The 22797-nt window shown below is 38.4% G+C and carries 9 protein-coding genes and 1 tRNA gene; 5 read left to right on the top strand and 5 right to left on the bottom strand.

All coding sequences use genetic code 11. The features are described 5' to 3' along the window. Positions 1–241: 241 nt before the first annotated feature. The 4 genes from BN67_RS08260 to BN67_RS08240 form a co-directional block, all read right to left on the bottom strand. Entirely contained in the window at positions 242–2848 is a 2607-nt protein-coding gene (locus tag BN67_RS08260) for an autotransporter outer membrane beta-barrel domain-containing protein (RefSeq protein ID WP_019223648.1), read from the bottom strand. A 1545-nt stretch (positions 2849–4393) separates the two neighbouring features. Beyond that, positions 4394–7366 (bottom strand): autotransporter family protein, encoded by a 2973-nt coding sequence (locus BN67_RS08250; protein WP_019223646.1) that lies wholly within the window; start codon positions 7364–7366, stop codon positions 4394–4396. 1056 nt (positions 7367–8422) lie between these two features. Beyond that, entirely contained in the window at positions 8423–11632 is a 3210-nt protein-coding gene (locus BN67_RS15245; protein WP_019223645.1) for an autotransporter family protein, read from the bottom strand. Between the two features lie 702 nt (positions 11633–12334). After that, on the bottom strand, positions 12335–18226 hold the full coding sequence (locus BN67_RS08240; RefSeq protein ID WP_026088233.1) for an autotransporter family protein: 5892 nt from the start codon (positions 18224–18226) through the stop codon (positions 12335–12337). A gap of 200 nt (positions 18227–18426) precedes the next feature. Between BN67_RS08240 and BN67_RS08235 the strand changes: the two genes are divergently transcribed. The 5 genes from BN67_RS08235 to BN67_RS08215 all read left to right on the top strand — a co-directional run bounded on the left by BN67_RS08235 (position 18427) and on the right by BN67_RS08215 (position 22288). Continuing rightward, positions 18427–19362, top strand: coding sequence for a siderophore ABC transporter substrate-binding protein (locus BN67_RS08235; RefSeq protein ID WP_019223643.1), 936 nt, complete (start codon positions 18427–18429; stop codon positions 19360–19362). A 97-nt stretch (positions 19363–19459) separates the two neighbouring features. Then, positions 19460–20416, top strand: coding sequence for an ABC transporter permease (locus tag BN67_RS08230; RefSeq protein ID WP_019223642.1), 957 nt, complete (start codon positions 19460–19462; stop codon positions 20414–20416). Then, the gene (locus BN67_RS08225) at positions 20409–21359 is read left to right on the top strand and encodes an iron chelate uptake ABC transporter family permease subunit (RefSeq protein WP_019223641.1); all 951 of its coding nucleotides are present in this window, start codon (positions 20409–20411) and stop codon (positions 21357–21359) included. Before BN67_RS08230 ends, BN67_RS08225 begins: the two co-directional genes overlap by 8 nt. Further along, on the top strand, positions 21356–22114 hold the full coding sequence (locus BN67_RS08220) for an iron ABC transporter ATP-binding protein (RefSeq protein ID WP_019223640.1): 759 nt from the start codon (positions 21356–21358) through the stop codon (positions 22112–22114). The genes BN67_RS08225 and BN67_RS08220 overlap by 4 nt, the downstream gene beginning before the upstream one ends. Positions 22115–22214: 100 nt before the next feature. Beyond that, positions 22215–22288: transfer RNA gene (locus BN67_RS08215), tRNA-Gln, on the top strand. 191 nt (positions 22289–22479) lie between these two features. On the opposite strand, the gene BN67_RS11960 is transcribed toward BN67_RS08215, so the two are convergent. Continuing rightward, positions 22480–22797 (bottom strand): DnaB-like helicase C-terminal domain-containing protein (locus BN67_RS11960; RefSeq protein ID WP_019223639.1); only part of this gene is annotated, 318 nt, incomplete at its 5' end.

Raw genomic sequence — 22797 nt, 5'->3', positions numbered from 1 at the left:
AATCGGAAAAATCGGAAAAAAAAATAAAGAAGCAATTATTAGAAAATATAATTTACATTTTCTAAATAAATTAACCATAATCCCTCTCGTAATCTCCCCCCCTTCTATTTGAAGAATAAACGATCCACGTCGCAAAACTCAGTGAAACACTTACAAGGCAAGAAATATAAAAATTCACATTTTTACAACTTTAGATAAAATCATACACTTATACAAAAATGACCTTATATTTCACGAATATCTAAAAACGGTAGCGAAGACCACCTGAAAAACTTGCTCCTGAAAAACCAGCTTTGCCAATTTGATTCTGATAGGTTACATCTCCGTGAAACATAAATTTTGAAGATAATTGCGCATTAAGACCCAATCCAACTTCCAACGAAGAACCAAAAGCACTCAACTGGAAAGAATCCTCAAAATTCACAGACTGCTTGCCTCCAAAACCACGGACAAAGTGCATTTTTCCAGTCAAAGAAACAACACGCTCTGCTTGGGATGTCACCAAAGTCTTGGTTAAACGCCCACCAACACGCATGATCCACTTGTCAAGTTTTTCCATATCAATGTCAAAACCATCTACATCAGAGGCTTTCTCAAATTGCAAATTTTGATATACAATTTGAATCTGGGGATCAAACACAAGACCTTCCTGTCCTGTAATAATCGACTTACCAGAAGTGAATGATGCACTTAGAGGGCTTCCCTTCAACGTTACTGTCTTTCCCCTTGCAAGGGTAAGGACATCACCTTTCAAGAAACCATATGAGAAAAGACCATCTACATAAAAGCCCTCATCATGCTGCAGGCTACCATAGGCTGTAACCGTCCACTTATCAAATGCACTCTTCTGGCTTTGTTCAACTTCTTGAGGTTGTAAAGAAAGCTTTCCATAAGAACCCATAACCCCAAAAGACATGGCAATATTAGCATCTTCAATTGTTTGTAATAAAATACCCGCCTCTACGCCATTATAATCAAGATTGCCCCCGTAACCATATTCAAATGCAGACAAGTCTGAACCATAACGGTAGCTTCCCCCATATCCACGCAAAAATGAAGCAGAATTTTCATAAATTTCTAACATCCCAGTGGAATTGATCCGCATAGCTTCCAACTGCTTATTTTGATTTTTTACATCCATCAAGCCGGAGTGAAACAAAGCATTTGGCAAGAAAAGATAGGTCGGAACTTGTGGCACAACCGCCATAATGTCTCCCTCATGCTCAAGAAGAGAAGAAGCGGAATCTGACACAACAGCATTATGATCGACTTTATCCTCAGCAGAACGAGATACACGGCGAGAAGCAACAACTTTCTGCACCTTAAGAGAACGAGAAACCCGCTGAATATATTCAGGCTCAAGACGGAAATCCCAAAACGCTCCATTACCATTATCCTGTCCTTTATGCTCACTCTCTCCTTTTCCTGGAGCATAAACACGAAGACTATATTTATAAGGCGCCCCTCTTAATGCTACATAATCAGTTGCCAACTTAAAAGAATCTTGCTCCGCCTTCCCATAAACCTGAACAATCGAAATACTTGGAACTGTTCTTTTTTCAATTTTGTTACGGGCTATTCTTTTCTTTTCATTACCTGAAACTTCTACGATATAGACTTTGGTTTTTCCATAAACATCACCATAAATCACAAGCTGATCGGCCTTTACCCCCTTGTTTTTACCATTTGTAAAAAGAGATGCATTGATATGAAGACGTGCATCACCATGCGCAACGTAAGCATAATTTGGATAGTCATCACCTAATTTCCCGATACGAAGTGTTTGATAACGACCATCTTGTGGCTTCTTAAAGAAAACGGAACTGTCAATAAGCCTTATAAATGAAATCGAAGAATCCGTAGATTGTGTATTCCCTCGACTACCTTTCTTTCCTGGTGTCACAGTCCACTGTGCCTTATTAAATAATTCAAGTTCAGCATAAGAATTGCTGTCAATTCGTGCCCCCCCTACAAGAAAGGAATGATTAGCCTCCATCACCACAGACGAATTATTCTTAACATCTAATAACACATCAGCAAAAATACGTGAATCCTTTGTTACAGTGATATGAGGAACCCTTCTAGCATTATCAACATAAACAGCCGTACCATCTGGAACACGAAGATCCAACTTATAAAACTGAAACTCCCCCAACTTAGAGAGCAAAGCACCTTCTTGATAATTATCATCTGAGGGACCACCCTGAAAATGCAAACCATGAGTTCCACGCCCCTTAACAGTAATATCTAAACTTCTAGCAATAACCTTAGACATCTTTTGCAACTGCAAAGAATGACTGCGAGAGAAAACCGCTGGTGCGCTTTCAGCTACGAAACCGTGAACATTGGCAACATTAACCTGACTATAATCAACAACGAGAAAGCCATCCTGCTGTATACCAAAAACTGCGTGTTTTATGCCATTACGGCCATTTTCTTTTCTTCTTCTAGTATTCTCAACATTTTCAGTAACAGAAACACGATCTAAAACAGTCACAGCTTTTTGAGTTGCAAACACTTCTGATGTAACTGAACTCCCCCCTTTCAATTGCAGTGTCCCGCCCATTCTTGAATTCATCTGTCCTGGTTTTATGGACATTGTACCAGTTTTGGCTGTAATCACAGCATCAACAAAATTCTTACCGAAAATATCTTCATGTGGTTCAGAAATATCTCTTGATGCAGAAGAAACTTTTATTTTCTCAAAATCATCACACGCATATGATTTAAAAAGAGAACCACAGGAAGCTTTTAGTCCTTCTGCACGAGCTTCTATATTGAATACAAAGGAGAAAACAGATGTTGTAAGAGCACATAAACATACATGGTGTTTTAAAACTTTAATCATAATTTACTATAAACTTTCTTTCTCACTCTTATTGGAAAGAGCCATACCTCACGATTAATCTACTATGTATTAATTGCATAATTCGTTTTGGATTATATGTAAAGCCATAGTCTCAAAAATAACAATATAAAGTCATAATTTATGCTTCTTATTTCACAGAAAATGTCTTAAAAGAAAAAGATAACTAAAGATAACAAGCCTCATTCACTAGAAAAATCTTTTACAAAAACAGCCTTTTTAAGTTTACACTGGTGAATTAAATCACTATGAAATATGACTTTTAGAGACAATTGCACATGAATACCAAATCTAGCATTTTAAAATAAAAATACTCAGGAGAAAATCTTACAAAGTACACAAATTGGTTATAACTAAAACCATAATGAAGTATTTATTCGTGATAAAAAGGACCTGTGCTTCTTTAATCACTCACAAGCGCCTTAATCATATCAGAAAGACCTCTATAAATTTGATCAACGCTTTCACCGATGCGTTTACGAATTTTATTGAAGGCGCTATGTGCATTACCCTTCATCCCCGTATCAATAAATATCATCTTTACTACGTAAAGATGTCTCTACAAACCGGCATCATCACTCGCATTACCAGCGCATGGGTGTTGCAACAGCCCTTGCGTGAAAGCGATTCATGAGAGGCATTTTTCCTCCTTTCCTCACTCGTTTTTATCCACATGCCAATCCCGCTTATGGTCTAAAACCAAGTGAATAAAATTGATTCAACATGAAGTGATTTGAAATAAGATGAGATGAGAGATCATACAATATTCGGGGTTATGATTTAAGGTGAAAACGACGAAAAATCATTATAAATCAATTCATTGCAACAAGAAAGCGACATACCAATATCAACATCATGCACAAAGAAAAGAACAACACTTATAAAACGATATAAAGAAAGATGATTTTAAACATTTTTATCATAATTATGCCACATTTTTTCCCGTTTCCCATGAAAAATAAAAATCCACATTCCGTTAATTGCGTCTACCCTATGCGACGCATATACTGTATTTCGTATTTTATCTAAAGCTCATGTTTTATATAAAGCCAAAATCAAAAAAACACACCGTTAGAAATGTTATCTTTTATAAAATATGACTCATTATTTTATATATATTTGTATTTTATATATATTTTTTGGAAGTTTAAAACTCTTCAACCAAACGCTTGGAAAGAGGATTTCGAAAAGAATACCCCGTACGTGATATTCTATACTACAGATTTTAGAGCAAAACTTGATCCTCTTGTTTTTCCTCACTTTTAAAGTATGAAGATCTGAAAACACGACTAAAAACACAAAGAAAGGGCTCCTCAAAAGCAGTGGTCTAAAACAACTTATCAATACCTGCATGGATCTTCAAAATCATTCCAAAAGCAAAAATTATGAAACATCAAAATCTCATTTTTTAGACCAGTAACAAAGAAACTAAAAAACTTGTTTTGAAAATGAGCAACAAAACAACAAATAAAAAACCATAAGAATAACTTATGGTTTTCTTAACAATGAATTTAAAAAGCAATTACACTAGAATTGATAACGTATTCCACCAGAAAAGCTTGCTCCAGAGAAACCGGCTTTATTGAGCTTATGTTGATAGAGAACATCACCATGAAGAGAAAACTTCGAATCTATCTTTGCATTAAAGCCCAATCCTGCCTCTAACGAAGAGCCAAAAGATCCCAACTGGAAAGCATCTTTGAAGTGGACGGACTGTCTTTCTCCAAAGCCATGAGCAAGATAAAGCTTCCCATAGAAAGCAACCGCATTCGCACTCTTAGATCCTGTAGGAGACTTGATCAAACGTCCACCAACACGTGCTACCCATTGATCTAGTTTGCCCATCTCAATGTCAAAATTGTCAATATCACGCGCCTTATTAAACTGCAGATGTTGATAAACAACCTGTGCTTGTGGCTCAACAACAAGACCTTTATAGTCTGTGGCAAATGACTGCCCACCTGTCAATGAGACACTTAAAGGATGACCTTCCAATGTTGCTGTCTTGCCACGCGCAAGGGTCAAAACATCACCTTTAAATAGACCGTAGGAGACAAGACCATTAACGTAGAAGCCCATATCATGTTGCAAGTTTCCATAGATTGCCACTGTCCATTTATCAAACGCACTCTTCTGACTTTGTGCAACGTCTTGAGGTTGTAAAGAAAGCTTTCCATAAGATCCCATCACCCCAAAAGACACCGCACTATCGACATTTTCAACTGTGTGTAACAAGACACCTGCTTCTACACCATCATAATCAACATCACCTCCATAACCATATTCAAGTGCAGATAAATCTGACGCATAACGGTAACTTCCACCATAACCACGCAAATATAGAGCAGGATTTTCACGAACCCCTGACACTCCACCGGAAGTAGTCCGCAGAGCTTCCAACTGCTTGCTTTGGTTGTTGATATCTATCAAGCCGGCATGGAAGAGGCTGTTTGGCAAGAGAAGATAAGTGGGAACTTGTGGAACAACAGACCGCACAATCGGTTTAGAAGGAAGATCCAAATCCGCCTCCTCCAAAGGCTTTGGAAGCAACTTAACTTCAGGTCTAGGCTTGGATTCAGACGTGGGCTTAGGATCAGAGTCAACATATTGATTCTCTAAACGAAAATCCCAAAAATCTCCTTCACCTTTAACCAATCTTTGGCCAGGATCCGCTTTTCCCAAATGAGCAGTTGGACCATAAGCATAAAGTTTATATTGATAGGGCAAATTTTCTAACGCAATATAACCACCAGCAAGTGTAAAAGAATCTTCCTGTGCTTGTCCAGAAACTTGAATAAGAGAAATACCTTGATTATTTCCACCACTCCCTGTGCCCCCTCCTGGACTCCCAGGAACAGCTTGCACATGAACCGTCGTCTTTCCTGCAACATCACCATGGATGAGAAGCCGATCTGTTTTTTGATCTTTAAGATCACCTCCCTTATTCAAATATGTATTAAGATAAAGGTGTGCATTGCCCTCTGCACTATAAGCAGTTTCTCTCACTTTAACATAAGTATGTTCCTCACCATATGGGCGAGAAACAATTTCCGCGCCCTCTCCAACACGAAGCGTTTGATAGCCATCATCCATGCCAGATTTCGGTTGTTCAAAAACAAGAGAACTCTCAGAAAGAGATACCGTTGAAATAGATGAAACAGCTATAGCGTCAGAATCCTGCACTTTTTGATATTGAGGTTTAGATAAAATCCACTTTGAATTATTTATTAAATTCAACTCAGCAATAGAATTTGTATCGACACGACTTCCCCCTACAAGTGTCGAGTCATCAGCAATAATCATTAAAGAAGAACTATTATCAACTTTTAGCAAGAGATCGCCAGAAAGTTTTGAACCTTGCGAAAGATTAACAAAACCACGAAATCTGCTATTATAAACAGCTGTACTGTTTGGAACAGTAAAAGAAGTCTTTGTCAAATCAACAGTATATCCTCCAGATATAGCTACCTTTTTCTCGCCAATTTCTAAATTTTTCAAAAAGCGCATACCGTAAACATCTTCCCCTCCCCTCACAACAACAGTAGATTCTGAAAGCCAAGCAGAACTGTATCTTGCCTGTAATACAATGCCGTGCAGATCAACAACATCAACTGTACTTTTTTTAAGATATATAGAACCTTTATCTTTTAACATGTAAAAAGCTGAATTTTCACCAAGTTCTTCTGTTCCTTTCTCCTTGCTACCCTTTCCACTCATAGAAACCCCCACTAAAACAACACGTCCTGTTCCTTCTGTTTTAACCCCAACACCGCCTGTAAAATCAATTCTCCCTCCATTCATTATAATGCTAACATCACTGACTGTAGGACTATTTCCTTTACTGTCCTTAATTATATCAACACCATGACTAAAAAGACCTATCGCTTTGTCACCTGTTTTTATATTTGTATTAGATAAATAAATATGAGATTGTCCCTTAATACCCTTTTCCGCAACGTCCTTTTCTACATGCGCTAAAACCCCTACTTTACTGGCATCAATCGACCCATTTCTTATGTCAACACGACCATGAGAAACATCTACCCCCGTTGCTACATCTTTCAAAGTAGAATTTTCCAGAAAAACCTCCCCTTTCTCCAATGCCTTTACACCAATCGCCCAAGTCCTTTCTTTTTCTTCACCACCCGCACCAACATCTGAACCCTTAATAGTTATGTTATCACCTCTAACATCCGTATGTTCTTTAGAAACATCTATAGCGATATTCTCACTAACACTGCTCGTTTTTTCATAAGTCTTATTAGAAATGACATGCTTTTTACCATCACTACATTTATAAAATGAAGAACTTTCATCACATGATTTTTCACCATTTTTCAGACGAGCATCATTAGCATTACTCTGCACCGTAGTATTAGCAGCATTTGCTCTTCCGCCAGAATTTACCTCTTCTACCTTAGCATTTACATTGTGCACAAAAAAAAGCATCGTTGTTGTGAGAGCACATAAAGAGAGATGATTTTTTAATATTTTGACCATAATTCTAACACCATTTTCTTCGTACGCCTTATAAAAAACACACTCTGCCAAATGACCTTGAGCAGACCACGTTTAAATTCATTTTGTTTGTAATATATTATATATTAGTTTATTTTGTGTTTTATATAAATGTAAAAACACAATAGAATATTCACTACTAAAAATTAGAACCTCGAACAACAGCTTTAGTAAGGAGAAGTGTATTTTATATATAGCAATATATTGATTTAGAATGATCATTCTCGTTATCATATGCTACCCCTAAGGCAGTAAAATACCTCTCTCTTTCAATCCTTGTATAATGAATCAATCAAAGCAGCTCCCTTGCACATCATAGGTAGAATAAATATCTGGATAAAATTACTTTCAGAAAGGCTAAAGTGTTTCTTATGAACCCTCTACATGCAAGGGCATTCAGGAAAACACCATGAACTGCTACACATAATGATATGTTTTTTATATTACAGCATAAATACAACACTGCCTTGGCACAGCACATTCACGGGCTCTCTCAAATGACATCTTATTTTACCCAAACTTGTTTTCACGCTCCACTCATGAAAGAGTATAATGAAAAAAACACATTGAATACCATTATCGAAAGACCAATTGGTCTTTCATTATTCTCTCTATGAACACACAATATTATGATTATTCTTGCATTGAAAAAGTTTATGAAAAGATATACTCTCTGTTTTTTCAAATGGTTTCTCTTCATACATCAGTCTTTTTTTTATGATGTACAAGCAAACGAGTTTTGACTCCAATGTATGAGAGGTTTGATTATTGGGAATTCTTATTTAATGAATGAACATTATAAATGATTTAATCATAACTCAATTTGTGCTCATTATAAAACACGAAAATTGAGAAATTATTTGCACACAAACCGAAAAAATCTTTCAAAAAGAATAGAAAAACTTCAACTGAGAAATACATTTAAGCAGCGCAAAAGAGCCATATCTTCGAAAATGTTAGCAAAATAAAGCCGATAGAAAAAGAAAAACCACAAGCACAGCTCGTGGTTTTTTTTAGAGTCCTTACAAACACAATAAATTAGAAATGATAACGCAATCCACCAGAAACACTCGTTCCAGAAAAACCAGCTTTTGTAATTTTATGCTGGTAAATCAAATCACCGTATAAAGCAATTTTTTGAGACAACTGAGCATTGAAACCTAATCCAGCTTCTATGGCAGACCCCAAAGCACCCAACTGGAAAGCATCTTTAAAATGCACTAACTGTTTCTTTTTAAAACCATGAGCAAGATGAAGTTTTCCATAAAAGGAAATAATATGTGCTTCCTCAGTCATCGCAAAATCCTTGGTTAAACGCCCACCAACACGCATCACCCATTGATCAAGTTTTTCCATTTCGATATCAAAATTATCAATATCATGTACTTTATCAAAATAGAGCTGTTGATAAATAAGCTGAACGTGTGGGTCAAAAACAAGACCTTGATTTCCTGCTGCCAACGTCTCACCAACAGTGAACGAAGTACTCAAAGACTTACCCTTTAATGTTGCTGTCTTCCCCCGAGCAAGAGTGGTAACATCACCATTAAACAAACCATAGGAGAGAAGAGCATCAACATACAAGCCCGTATCATATTGCATACTTCCATACGCCGTTACTAACCATTTATTAAATGCACTTTTTTGACTCTGCTTAACGTCTAAAGGTTGCAAAAGAAATCTATCGTAAGTCCCTATCACGCCCAAAGATGTGGTACTATAAGCATTCTCAATTGTTTTGAGCAAAAGACCTGCCTCAACTGCACTATAATCCAGCTCACCTCCATAACCATATTCAAGCCTAGAAAGATTTGAAGAATAGCGATGGCTCCCGCCATAACCACGCATAAAAAAGGCAGGTTTCTCACCACTTTCCCCCTCACCCTCAGAAGCAATTCGCAAAGCTTCTAACCGTCTACTCTGATTGCCAATATTCATCAAACCTACCTGAAACAAGGCATTTGGCAAAAGAAGATAAGTCGGAACTTGCGGAACAACAGCCTTAACGCCTGGATCAGGATGAGGTTTTGGAGCAGGCTCAGGACGAGGGCCAGGAGCAGGACCGGGCTCAGGACTGGGAGCAGGACCAGGCTCAGGGCGGGGATCAATATACTTATTTTCGAGGCGGAAATCCCAAAATTTTCCAGTCCCTGCCACCAATCTTTGAGTAGGATCAGCTTCTCCTAAATCAGAACTTGGACCATAAGCATAGAGCCCATACTGATAAGGTGAATGCTCTAGCGTTGCATAATCACCCTCTAACTGAAAAGAATTTGCATTTGCGCTTCCAGAAACTTGAATAAGGGAAATACCTTGGTTATTCCCACCACTTCCCGTGTATCCCCCTGGACTTCCTGAAATACGGCGCACATGGACTGTCGTTTTTCCCGTAACATCACCATGAATCAAAAGACGATCTGTCTTTTGATTTTCAAGAGAACCACCTTCATTCAAATATGTATTGAAATAAATATGTGCACCATCCTGTGCCTTGTACGCTGTTTCCTTTCCGTTTCCAATACGGAGTGTTTGATACTCATAAGTCGAAGCATCTTTTGGTGCTGTAAAATCAACAGCACTATTCCCCATAAGGCTTAAACGTGAAAGAGACGAATCACTTTTCAAATCCGTTTTATCCTGCCCGCTTTGTTTCATTTGTTGTATTTTCCATACGGAATTATCACCCAAATAAAGCTCAGCAAAAGAAGAGCCATCAGTATAAGCCCTTCCTTCAAGGGTAGAGCTATCTGCTAAAACTGTCACAGAAGCGCCCCCCTCAACTTTCAACAAAAAATCCCTTGAACGAAGAGTACTGCTTAATAAACTAACAGCGCCATTTGTAACATCTTCACCATGAATAGCCACACCATCAAAAACTGAAAATTCCGTTACACTCAAATTAACAACCCCTAACCTAGGAGAAACGTCCTCCTGCCCTAAGGGATTCTCCTCTTCTGTTGACCGCTTCTCTCCTCGAAAATAGATACCATCAGCCCCCTCACCCCTCACTGTTATAGTGGAAGATTTGACATTCACCTCCGTTATAGTAGCCTTATCTGATAATTCTGGAGAAAGCGGAACCGAATTAGGAGTACTCACTGTATTTTCTAACATCACGCCATGAGCATGAGTAACATCAAGAGTTCCACTAAAACTCACAGAACCATCTAAATCCATGCGTAGTGCTGCATAATTTTTGTTTTTCTCTCCCTCTCCAGTAATGCTAACATCATCAAGAGTGACTTTCCCACCTAATGTCGCAGAAACTCCATTACTGTCTTTAAAGTGAAATGATCCACCTCGCATGCTAATTTTCGATTTGTCATAACTCGAAAAACCTACCTCCCCATCCTGTACTTTAACATTTACATCCTCTAAAACAACAACTGAAGCCCCTGTTGCCTGAATTGCCTTATTTTTTCCTTCAATATTCCCACCATATACCCCAATAAACCCATCACGCGCATAAAGAGCTGTATCCGCATTCTTGAGAATCAATTCTGGAAAAACAATCTTTCCGCCTTGTGATACAGAAACACCATATTGAAAAGTTTCATCAGAATTACCACTGCCAACAATGACATCTTTCCCAATAACTTTCGCATTCTTCCCTCTTACGGTTATAGCAGTCCTAGAGGGATAATTAGAAACTTTTTCTTTCATAATATTATAAGATTTACTATTAATTATACCCTCTCCGCAATTATCACACAGATAATATAAGCCATCATACAGTGAAAGCTTTTTCCCATCCGGACCATATTTGAAAATATAGCTATTCCCCTCTCTATCACTCCCCATACCGCTAAGAGAGCGATCACTGTTATTCCCACCAAGACCACTAATAGAAGAAGACGCAGGCTTACGGGGATCTACCTCAGCAGACATCGTACTCCATTGCTTCCCAGTACTATCTCCCTCAATTCCACGAAGCCCCCCATAACTTGTACTTCCGCTAAGAGTTTTATACACGCTAATCTCAGAAGATGGAGACACAAGCCCCTCAGGATATGGTGCTACAACAATATCAGGGGGGGAGACAAGGGGTGGAGGCATAGTCCCAAGAGGATATGAAATTACATCAATCGCAGGAAACGTATAAGGGTTATCAAAAAAAATCTCAACAACACGATGCGTACGAGCAGATCGTTCTCTATTTTCACAAAACCCTACCCCATGTTGTAAAAGAGAAAGGATAGCCGTCGTGAAAGTACATAAACATACATGATTTCTAAACACTTTAATCATAGTTCCCTCGAAACCTTCTGTCCCCTCTCATTGAAAACAAAAGCACCCGTGCACCATCCGATAAACACCTCAAAGACAAAAAAGGTATAACCAACAGAATGCACCTACTGCTCATTTGATTGGTGCGATGCGTCGTTCAGTAAATTTGGCAGAAGACTTAAACACAACACAAAAGCCACCTATAGGAGAACAACAATTCAACACACCTAATAAGTGTATAATGCATTCTGTATCTTCTGTAAAGGAAAAATAAAACTATAGGATGTTATTAATTAACAAACACAACTTATCATTGTGAATTTAAAAAGATTGACCAAAGATCTGCGTGAGACAGGTTATCAAAATGCATAAAAAAACAAATTTTAAAAATCCAGCTTTAGAAAACCTCAAGAGTTATAGCTATAACCAAGAAATTAAATCACCATAAAGCAGAATATTGCACATTAGCACTGAGCGCTTCCACCTCAAAAAGCTCTAAAGATCAGTAAGTACATTGTATGATCACAACCAAGTTTTTTAAAATGCGCTTGAACATAGATTACGCAAAAACAGCTTCACGTATAAAATAAATAAAAAATGTCATAGTCTTTTTCGTTTATATCAAAAAAAACAATTATTTTTTATATCAACACAGATTGTTAAAAAGCAAAAAGGCAGCACACTGTGCTGCCTTTCATAAAGCGTTTTCTATTATATCTTATATTAGAACTGATACCGCACGCCACCAGAAAAGCTTGCTCCAGAGAAACCGGCTTTATTGAGCTTATGTTGGTAGAGAACATCACCATGAAGAGAAAACTTCGTATCTATCTTTGCATTAAAGCCCAACCCTGCCTCTAACGAAGAACCAAAAGATCCCAACTGGAAAGCATCTTTGAAGTGTACGGACTGTCTTTCTCCAAAGCCATGAGCAAGATAAAGTTTCCCATAAAAGGCAACCGCATTCGCACCCTTAGATCCTGTAGGAGACTTGATCAAACGTCCACCAACACGTGCTACCCATTGATCTAGTTTGCCCATCTCAATGTCAAAATTATCAATATCACGTGCCTTATTAAACTGCAGATGTTGATAAACAACCTGTGCTTGTGGCTCTACAACAAGACCTTGATAGTCTGTGGCAAATGACTGACCACCTGTCAATGAGACACTTAAAGGATGACCTTCCAATGTTGCTGTCTTGCCACGTGCAAGGGTCAAAACATCACCTTTAAACAAACCGTAGGAGACAAGACCATTAACGTAGAAGCCCATATCATGTTGCAAGTTTCCATAGATTGTCGCTGTCCATTTATCAAACGCACTCTTCTGACTTTGTGTAACGTCTTGAGGTTGTAAAGAAAGCTTTCCATAAGATCCCATCACTCCAAAAGACACCGCATTATCGACATTTTCAACTGTGTGTAACAAGATACCTGCTTCTACACCATTATAGTCGACATCACCTCCATAACCATATTCAAGTGCAGATAAATCTGACGCATAACGGTAACTTCCACCATAACCACGCAAATATAGAGCAGGATTTTCACGAACCCCTGACACTCCACCAGAAGTGGTCCGCAGAACGTCCAACTGCTTGCTTTGATTGTTGATATCCATCAAGCCGGCATGGAAGAGGCTATTTGGCAAGAGAAGATAAGTGGGAACTTGTGGAACAACAGACCGCACAATCGGTTTAGAAGGAGAAATTGCTTCAAAACCACCAGCCTTAACATACTGATTCTCTAAACGGAAGTTCCAAAATCCTCCGCCATCCTTCATAAACTTCTGACGAACATGCTCCCCTTTCGAAGTCATTTGCGGACTGTAAGAACGAAGAGTATATTTGTAAGGTGAATTCCCCAGTGCAACATAATCACCAGCTAGTCGGAAAGAGTCTTTCTCTGCTTTTCCGTAAACCTGAATAAGTGAAACACTATGTGGCGTTTTTCCGTTTTTCTCTCCTACATTTCCGGAAACAGCCTGCACATGCACAACAGTTTTTCCAGAAACATCACCATGAATCAAGAGCCTATCAGTTACTTGTTCATCTTTGGGATCACTCGGATTCAAACGTGCATTGAAGGAAATCAAAGCATTACCAGAGGCACTGTAGACAGTCCCTTTTCCTCCTCCGATTCGAAGTGTCTGATATTGCCCCCCTTCAGATTCCGAAGGTGTAAACTCTATACGGCTATTTACAAGATTCACGGAAGAAACACACGAATCAATACATTCTGAACTGGATGTTCCCAAATTCTTATGCGCGCTTTTCTTAAGAATCCACTCTGATCCATTAGTCAAATCTAATTGAGCATAAGAACCTTTATCAACGCGCGTACCACCTACAACAACAGAATCATCAACAGAAAGTAATATCTTAGAATGATTTTCAGCCTTCAAGAGTAAATCACCAGAAAGCGTTGCTTTGCTGTCTAAAGAAACACGGCCTCCGGAGTTATTACCATAAATAGCTACACTCTTTAAGACCTCAAAATCCGTTTTCTTCAATAAAACCGTTCCTGTTATATCCGAAGAAGTTTTCCCCAATAAAGACGCTGCATTCTGCTTAGCATCCCTTGTTTGTCTAACAGGCTTCTCACTTACAACTTGGCTCTTTCCATCTGCTGGTTTTTGTACCGTGCCATCAAAATATATACCATAGGACTTATCACCTTCCACCTTAACAGTTGAAGATTCAATCTTAGCGTGATTCATAGAAGAACGAACATCTGTTGATCTCTTTTTTCTAGAAGATTCAGTCTCAACAACACTACCATTCTTCTTAATCAAAAGACCATTAGCGTCAGTAACAACATTTCCCGCAGTAAACTCAACAGAACCATTACCACTCAACAGAAAAGCTGAACGATCAGCCTTCTCTTCAGAACTCGTTTCATTCTGCTTCCTCGCAGTAATATTAACTTTGTTTAATTTAATGCTACCACCTGTTTCTGATTTGACTGCAGCTCCCCCTGTAATAACAATCGTTCCAGAACTCATAGCAATCTCACCACCATTACTAGATAGACCAGCCATAGCTGAATTCCCTGTCACATTAATGTGTGTATTGCTTAAATGAACAGACGATCCAGAACTTGCCAAAGCACCCACATGATGAACACTAACCGTTCCGTCAGTCATTTTGACCTTTCCACCGCCTTTCGCTTCAAGCCCAACTGCAGAAGATCTCACTGATGATTTGTTATCTAAAACAACCTCTGCACCACCTTCTGCAAGCACAGCACTAACAAGTGATGAGCCAGCAAGACCAACATTATTTTTATTATCAGCCGCTCCTATAATTGTAGCACCGTCTAGCTTAATAATCGTACCCTTATCTGCATGCATAGAGTGCTTAGTCTCATCACTTGCCTTCAATGTAGGACTCTTTATTGTATATTCCTTACCATCACTGCACGAGTAAGGAGTTTGCGATTCTCGCTGACCATTATTCCCTGTAACATCACACGTAGAAGAAACAACTTCCTCAGCAGAATTAGCAATAGATACCAAAATACGTCCAACAGGACCAGCAGAAGATGCAGGAGGATTTCCAGAAACCTCATTTGTAAACACTTCAGATACTGAATCACTGGATACAGGAGAAATCACGGTTTCACCGTTTAAGTCACCTTCACTAATAGTATCAGATCTTCCAACTGAATCTGTTCCTAAAGGCTTTGCAGATAGTAAAACACGTTGAGATGCAATAGATGCAAGCAGATCATCCTCAGACGACGGCTCAGATCTCAAAAGTGAACCCCCTCGAGTAGAAATTGTAGCAGATACAGGACTAGACTCATTAGATACAGGAGAAGTCACGGTTTCACCATTTACTCCACCTTCATTCGTATCAAATCTCTCAACTGAATTAGTTTCCAAAGATCCAGGTAGTAAAACACGTCCAGACCCTCTAGAAACAGGCAGATCATCTTCAGACGGTTCAGATCTCGCAAGGGAATCACCCCGAATAGGAACTTTAAGCATAATTCCATCAGTTGAAGGAGGAAAGAATTCACCGTCCACTTCGTCTACTTCGCTTAGTTCGTCTTCAACAGTATCAAGCTCTATAGTATCAAAGTCAATGTCAGTTTCAATATCAGAAGTAACTAAAAAATGAGTTGCAGATTTCTGAGCAGGATCTCTAATTCCATCAGTCCCTACAAGCATAAAAAGCTCATAAAACGGTTGTTCTACATACTCATTTTCTAAACGAAAATCCCAAATATCTTCTCCCCTACCATTTAATCGCTTTACTCGCTCAAGAAATAATCCCCTATCAAAATGCTGCATTTTTGGAGGTAAAAATGGACCATAAGCACGAAGAACATACTGATAAGGCAAACCCTCTCGTGTCATATATCCATTTTCCAGCTTAAAAGAATCCCGCTCTGCTCTTCCATGCACCTGAATAAGTGAGACACTATAAGGTTTTTTAGCATCTTTGTGTGCCGCACGTTCTTCCTCACTGGAAGCATCTAGCACATGCACGACGGTTTTTCCAGCAACATCACCATGAATCAACAATCTATCAGATAGTTGAACATCTTTGATATCGCTAGGTACCAAATTCGCATTCAAGTAAATTCTAGAGTTACCAGAAGCAGTGTAAACTACTCCTTTCCCATCTCCTACACGCAGAGTTTGATAGTGAATCTTTCCATTCCCACCATCAGCCTCATATTGTATAGAAGAATTTTTAAGTAGTATAGACGAAACACATGAACCTACACAACCTTTTGGTTTTTTCGAACTGTCATGTAAAATAGGTGTTACATTCCATTCCGATTCAGATAAAAAAAGTCTAGCACGGGACTCTTCATCAATGCGAGCTCCACCGGTGATTGTCGACCCCTCAACAAAAACTGACAAATTGGAACCATCTACAGCACCCAACACTAAATCACCAGAAAGCTTTGAGTCACCTTTTATAAAAACGTAACCATCCAAAGCATCAGCATAAATGGCCTTCCCTTCTGGAACTTGCAAATCAGTCTTTTTCAAAAGAACTGCGTGCCATCTATCTTTATGACCTTTTCCTTCATCCTCGTCTAAACCCTCATCTTCTTCATTCTCGTCTAAATCCTCATGTCTATTTAGAGCATGTCTATTTAGAGCACTTTCTTCATTTATTTCATCCTCTCTAGTACTCTCAAAAAGTACACCATAAGAATTACCTGTCACTGTAATCTTTGAATTCTGGATATCAGAAACCCTTAAGTTGATAACCTTATAATCTGCTGCCTGTCCATTTTGATGGTTTTGAGCACCATCACGCAAATTAACATCTCCAAAGGCACTATTTTCCACAGAGGATAAAACCTCACTATACGGGGAATTACTGGTTTTAAGACCATTATAGATAACACCCATTTCAGCCCCAACAAACACCTCACCGATAATACGACTAACGTCAAAAGCTCGCCTCTCTACCTTGTCACTCTCCATGAGATTACCATTATAGTTATCACTTATCCATAGCGCAACGCTATCGGAAGCCTCAAACTTCCCATTTTTAAAAGATATAGTACCTCCTAACGATAACAAACCAATACTCGTTGTCTCATTTCTGAGATTACTATCTTTATTTTTTAAGCTATTATTAATTTTAACAGTAGTTCCAAGTAGTTGAACTCTTCCCCCTTCTACTGCAACAGCTCCTACTCCTCCCTCTTCCACAGTAACTTCCCCCTGCCTAACCGCTATAACAGACGAATCAACACTAAACAAACCGACTATACTATCACTAATCTCCACATCATTTAAAAAAATCGCTCCCATATCGTCAGCAAAAGCACCTAAAATCGTATATACGATACTCCCTTTATTCATAACGATTTTTCCAGTATTCTGAGCCTGAAGCCCAATAAAGAAACCTTCAATATCTGAATTTTGCAAATAAACTTGTGCTCTTCCTTCTTGACCTTCATCTTTTGTCCATACAGCAACATACTGTGGATTATCTACACTACTTAAAGATAAATTAAGAATTTTCTCTAAACCTATTTCAGATACATTCTCAGAAAAATCGATATCAGTATTTTCAATGCTCACACCACCCAAATTAAGAATTACTTCATCTTCACTAGTACTATCATTCTCCACAGATACAGCAACACCACTATCGTTCATTACCACATCCGCTCCAGCTAAGACATACGCTCCAGCTTTATTACAGTAAATATGATCATATTCCTGCGCACTATTGTTGAAGATATCATCCAATGGTACACCACTCTGTAAAGCATTTATATACATCATACGCTTAACACCCACACCGGACTCTGCCCCACGCCGTGATACATCTCTTGACGTACGCGTACCACTCTGGACCATGTCAGAACTAGGAGGAATATTGCTATGATTATCAGAACAAACAGAAACAGGCTTGAAGGATACTTTAAAAGGAGCTTTATACCCAAAACCACCCACGTTGGATCGCCTCCCCCTTGCTTTTGCAGAATGTTCACTCATAACAGTTGATATAAGTTGTTCAAGTGGACCTGAAACGCTACCACTCGCCATAGAGGCATCCGCCCCTTGTATAAAAAAAAGGATGCTTGTGGTAAGTGCACACATACGTGTACGATTCTTAAATACATTGATCATATGTCAAACTTTCTAAATATAACTTGCAAAGGCACTAGAATTAAGTGAAAATGAGATAAGTGACGTTTTGTAACATATATCAGTCAACTTTACAACATAGTGAAGTTAATTTAGTTATCATACTGTGCATAAAATATCTAAGTTGCGTTTTTAAGTGTACAGAACCTTGTAATTTTATAAAATAAAAGGATAAAATAACGATGATAAAATATCTGAAATGGGCAGCTTCCATTCTAGTTGTGAGTGTAATCTCTACAACATTTTCATGGGCAGAGACGCATGTTAGTGCAAACATAACCATTGATCATGCTTCGGGAACAACCTCTGTTGCAACTTCTCCTCAAAAAGTTGTTGTCTTTGATCTTGCAGCGCTTGACAATATTAATCGTCTTGGTATCAAAGCCGTTGTTGGTGTTCCTGAAGGAAAAAAACCAACCTATCTTCAGCGATTTAATGATGCAAAATATGAAAAAATTGGTACCATTTTTGAACCAGACTATGAAAAGATTGCCACTCTTCAACCTGATCTCATTATTATTTCTTCACGGACACAACCCAAATATCAAGATTTATCCAAAATTGCTCCCACAATTGATCTCACTGTAAGCAATGAAAATTCACTTGAAGATATTAAACGAAATGTGTCTATCCTTGGGAAAATTTTTGGTAAGGAAAAAGAAGCAGCGCAAGAAATTGCAAAACTCGATGAAAAATTAGCAGAAGTCCGTAAAAACACTCAAGGAAAGGGGACAGCGCTTGTACTCATGACCTCTGGTGGAAAGATCAGTGCTTTAGGACCAAAGTCACGTTTTGATATTATTCATTCCTCATTTGGAATTGCTCCTGCAACCGACAAATTAACCGTGCAAAAGCATGGACAACTCATTTCTCCTGAATTTATCCTCGAAACCAATCCCGACTGGTTATTGGTTGTTGATCGAGATGCAGCAATCGGACGAGAAGGACAATCTGCAGCACAACTGCTCAACAATGAGCTTGTTCACCGCACAACCGCTGGAAAACAGAAACAAATTATTTATCTAGACTCTTGGAGCTGGTACCGTGTAAGTGGTGGTCTTACTGGGCTAAATGAAGCAGCACAACAAATCAGTGAAGCCTTTACAAAAAGCGAATAAGTACTCACTTATAATAGTTAAGTAAAATAATGATAATAAATTTAAGAGCAGAAATGATTTATAAAAAATTTCTGCTCTTTTTTGGAAATAACCCGACGTGAAAAATTACTGGATAGTTATAATAGTTCTTACCCTACTCTCTATTCTTAGTATTTTTGTTGGTTATTCTGATATAATACCTTCTGATCTCTTATCAGGTGATCCCCATGCGAGGCTTATTTTCTGGCAAACACGCCTTCCTCGTACAATTTCGATCTTTTTGGTAGGTGCCTCACTTGCACTTTCAGGCATGATTATGCAGTTGCTTGCGCGCAATCGCTTTGTTGAACCATCGACCACTGGAACCGTTGAATCCGCTTCTCTTGGCATAGTTTTTGTAATGATTTTTCTTCCTGATATCCCTGTTTTAGGAAAAATGATGATTGCTGCAGCTTTTGCCATGGCTGGTGCACTCTTTTTTATGTTTTTATCGCGACGGATTCCTCTCAAATCCGCTCTTATTGTGCCACTTACAGGAATCATGCTAGGCTATATTATTGGTTCTTTAACCAATGCTATTGCGGATCATGAAATGTTGCTTCCCTCTCTTCAAGCCTATTTATTCGGCAGCTTTTCGATGATTCTTGAAGGAAAATATGAACTCTTATGGTTTTCTTTTCCGCTTTGCATTCTTGCCTATTTCACAGCAAACCGCTTTACTGTAGCAGGTCTTGGAGAAGATTTAACCAATAATCTTGGACTCAATTATCGTAGTGTTATGCTGTTTGGTCTTTTGATTGTGTCCTCAATTACCGCTGTTATCGTTTGTACAGTCGGCAAAATTCCGTTTGTTGGACTTATTATTCCAAATCTTGTTTCCAATTTTATGGGTGATAATATGCGCCATACTGCTCCTTGGGTAGCAATCAGTGGTGCAGGAATAGTCTTGATCTGTGATATCTTAGGACGAATCATTCATCCTTCTCTTGAAATTCCTATCAGCACTCTGATGGGGGTTATTGGTAGTTTTATTTTTATAATACTGCTTTTACGCTGGAGAAAGCGTCTTGGATAAAAAGAAAACAACAACACTTCTCTTAACAACACTTATAGTAATGGCCGGCACCGTTATTAGTCTTTACATGACATGGAATGTCAATATTTATACTTGGAGTTTCCGCCTTACAAAGCTTATTTCTCTTGTTTTAATTGCATATACGATCGCCATTTCGACTATTTTATTTCAAACAGTCGTCAACAACCGTCTTCTTACTCCTTCTATTATGGGGTTTGATCAGCTTTATATTCTCATCAAAACCATCACGATTTATTTTTTTGGTTCTCTTTCTTTGCCTTTTTTTAATGAAGAAGGACAATTAGTTTTTGAAGCGCTCATTCTCATACTCTTTTCAATAAGCCTTTTTCGTTGGCTTTTTTCGGGAAGTCTCAAAGGACTTCATTTAACGCTTTTGATTGGTGTTGTTTTGGGGGGATTTTTTTTCAGCTTTCGCATGTTTATGCAATTACAGCTGAACCCGGACCAGATGATGAATTTAACAGATATTATGTTTGCTAATTTTAATAAATTCAATACATCATTAGTCAGTTTTGGCACGCTTATTGTCATCATTGTGAGTCTGATTTGTTGGCGTTTCCGCCACTTACTTGATATTCTTGCTCTAGGGCGCGAAATAGCGCTCAATCTTGGGGTTAATTATCACAAAGCTGTTACAGCACTTCTTATATTTGTTTCTATTTTTGTGTCTATTTCCACAGCACTTGTTGGACCGGTAACCTTTTTTGGATTGTTAGTTGCCAATCTTTCTTATGAACTTTCACCCCAGACAAAACATGCTATTGTTGTGCCGGTTGCAGTATTATTGGCTATCATTTGTCTGGTTGGTGGACAATTTATTTTAGAGCAAATTTTCCATATGGCGGGACGCTTAAGTTTTATCATTGAATTTTGTGGCGGCATTGTCTTCTTAACATTATTGATGAAGGGAAAAGTAAAATGATTGAAATCAATCATCTTTCCAAAGCTTATGGAGCTAGATTGATTATCGATGATTTATGCCTTCATCTGCCAAAAGGGGGAATTATTTCTCTTATTGGCCCCAATGGTTCTGGAAAATCAACACTTTTGATGCTGATAAGACGTCTTTTATCAAGCCATAAAGGGTCGATTAACATTGATGGCTTTGATATTGATAAAATACCACACGATATTTTGGCTCAAAAACTCTCACTCCTGCGCCAAGACAATCCTTTATCCATTCGCCTAACCGTATATGATTTAGTAAGTTTTGGGCGATATCCTTACTCCAAAGGGCGATATAATAAGGAAGACAAACAGTTTATTGACAGTGCCATCCGATATCTTGGCTTACAAGATCTAAAAGACCACTTTTTAGATGAGCTCTCTGGCGGACAACGCCAACGTGCTTTTATCGCGATGATCATTTGCCAAGATACAGATTACCTTCTCTTAGACGAACCCTTGAATAATCTTGACATGAAACATTCTATATCCATGATGAAACACTTACGTCGCACAGCTGACGAGCTCAAAAAAACCATTCTTATCATCATGCATGATATCAATTTTGCTTCATCCTATTCAGATATGATCGTTGCACTCAAAAATGGTAAAGCCGCTTATTGTGGAACTCCAAAAGAAATCATGAAGCCAGAGATTCTGAAAGATATTTATGATGTTGATATCCAAATCAAAATGATCGAAGATATCCCCATTGCTTTTTATTATCAATGAATTCTTCTTAAAATGAATATTGAAAGACTCTTTTTTATGCTGATGTGTTTTATGCTTGCGTGCATGATAAAATCTGCTAAAAGTGACCCAATTTCTATATTGGGGAATAGTTTAATGGTAGAACAGCGGACTCTGACTCCGTCAATCTTGGTTCGAATCCAGGTTCCCCAGCCAGTATTGATGTAGCTTGTCAGCAGGTTTTGCAGAATTTGACACCAGGTTTTGCAGCAATTCATTTTTAAAATTCACGTCTTTTTTAAAAAATTAAAGGGGTTTTCAAAGGGTCTTCAAAGGTCTTTCAAAGGGCGTTTTAAGATGCATAATTTTTGGTGAGAGCCTCTTGGATTTTTTCTAAGATATTACGATTATCTTCTCTCTTCCAGATCGCTAAAGCGTGTAAAATCGGATTGAAAGGCAAGAGGAACGACGCCTGTCGGGCCATGACGTTGTTTGGCTATAATAACCTCAGCTTTGCCCTTGGCTTTCTCCATTGCCTCTTGCCATTTACTATACTCAAGGGAGCCTTCTTTGGGTGCTTCATTTTTGAGATAATATTCTCCACGATAAACAAACGGCACAACATCGGCATCTTGTTCAATGGAACCTGATTCTCGTAGATCGGCAAGCTGGGGACGTTTATCTGTTCGGTTTTCAACTTGGCGTGAAAGCTGTGAAAGAGCAAT

It is taken from the genome of Bartonella rattaustraliani AUST/NH4 (genome assembly GCF_000312565.1).
Lineage (GTDB): Bacteria > Pseudomonadota > Alphaproteobacteria > Rhizobiales > Rhizobiaceae > Bartonella > Bartonella rattaustraliani.
Note: the sequence above shows the minus strand (reverse complement) of the source record. Positions and strands in the feature narration are given on the sequence as shown.

Bases quoted from the DNA above. Each gene is read 5' to 3' on its own strand.
- BN67_RS08220 (WP_019223640.1), top strand. From the start codon at position 21,356: ATGATTGAAATCAATCATCTTTCCAAAGCTTATGGAGCTAGATTGATT.
- BN67_RS08240 (WP_026088233.1), bottom strand. From the start codon at position 18,226: ATGATCAATGTATTTAAGAATCGTACACGTATGTGTGCACTTACCACA.
- BN67_RS08235 (WP_019223643.1), top strand. From the start codon at position 18,427: ATGATAAAATATCTGAAATGGGCAGCTTCCATTCTAGTTGTGAGTGTA.
- BN67_RS15245 (WP_019223645.1), bottom strand. From the start codon at position 11,632: ATGATTAAAGTGTTTAGAAATCATGTATGTTTATGTACTTTCACGACG.
- BN67_RS08260 (WP_019223648.1), bottom strand. From the start codon at position 2,848: ATGATTAAAGTTTTAAAACACCATGTATGTTTATGTGCTCTTACAACA.
- BN67_RS08250 (WP_019223646.1), bottom strand. From the start codon at position 7,366: ATGGTCAAAATATTAAAAAATCATCTCTCTTTATGTGCTCTCACAACA.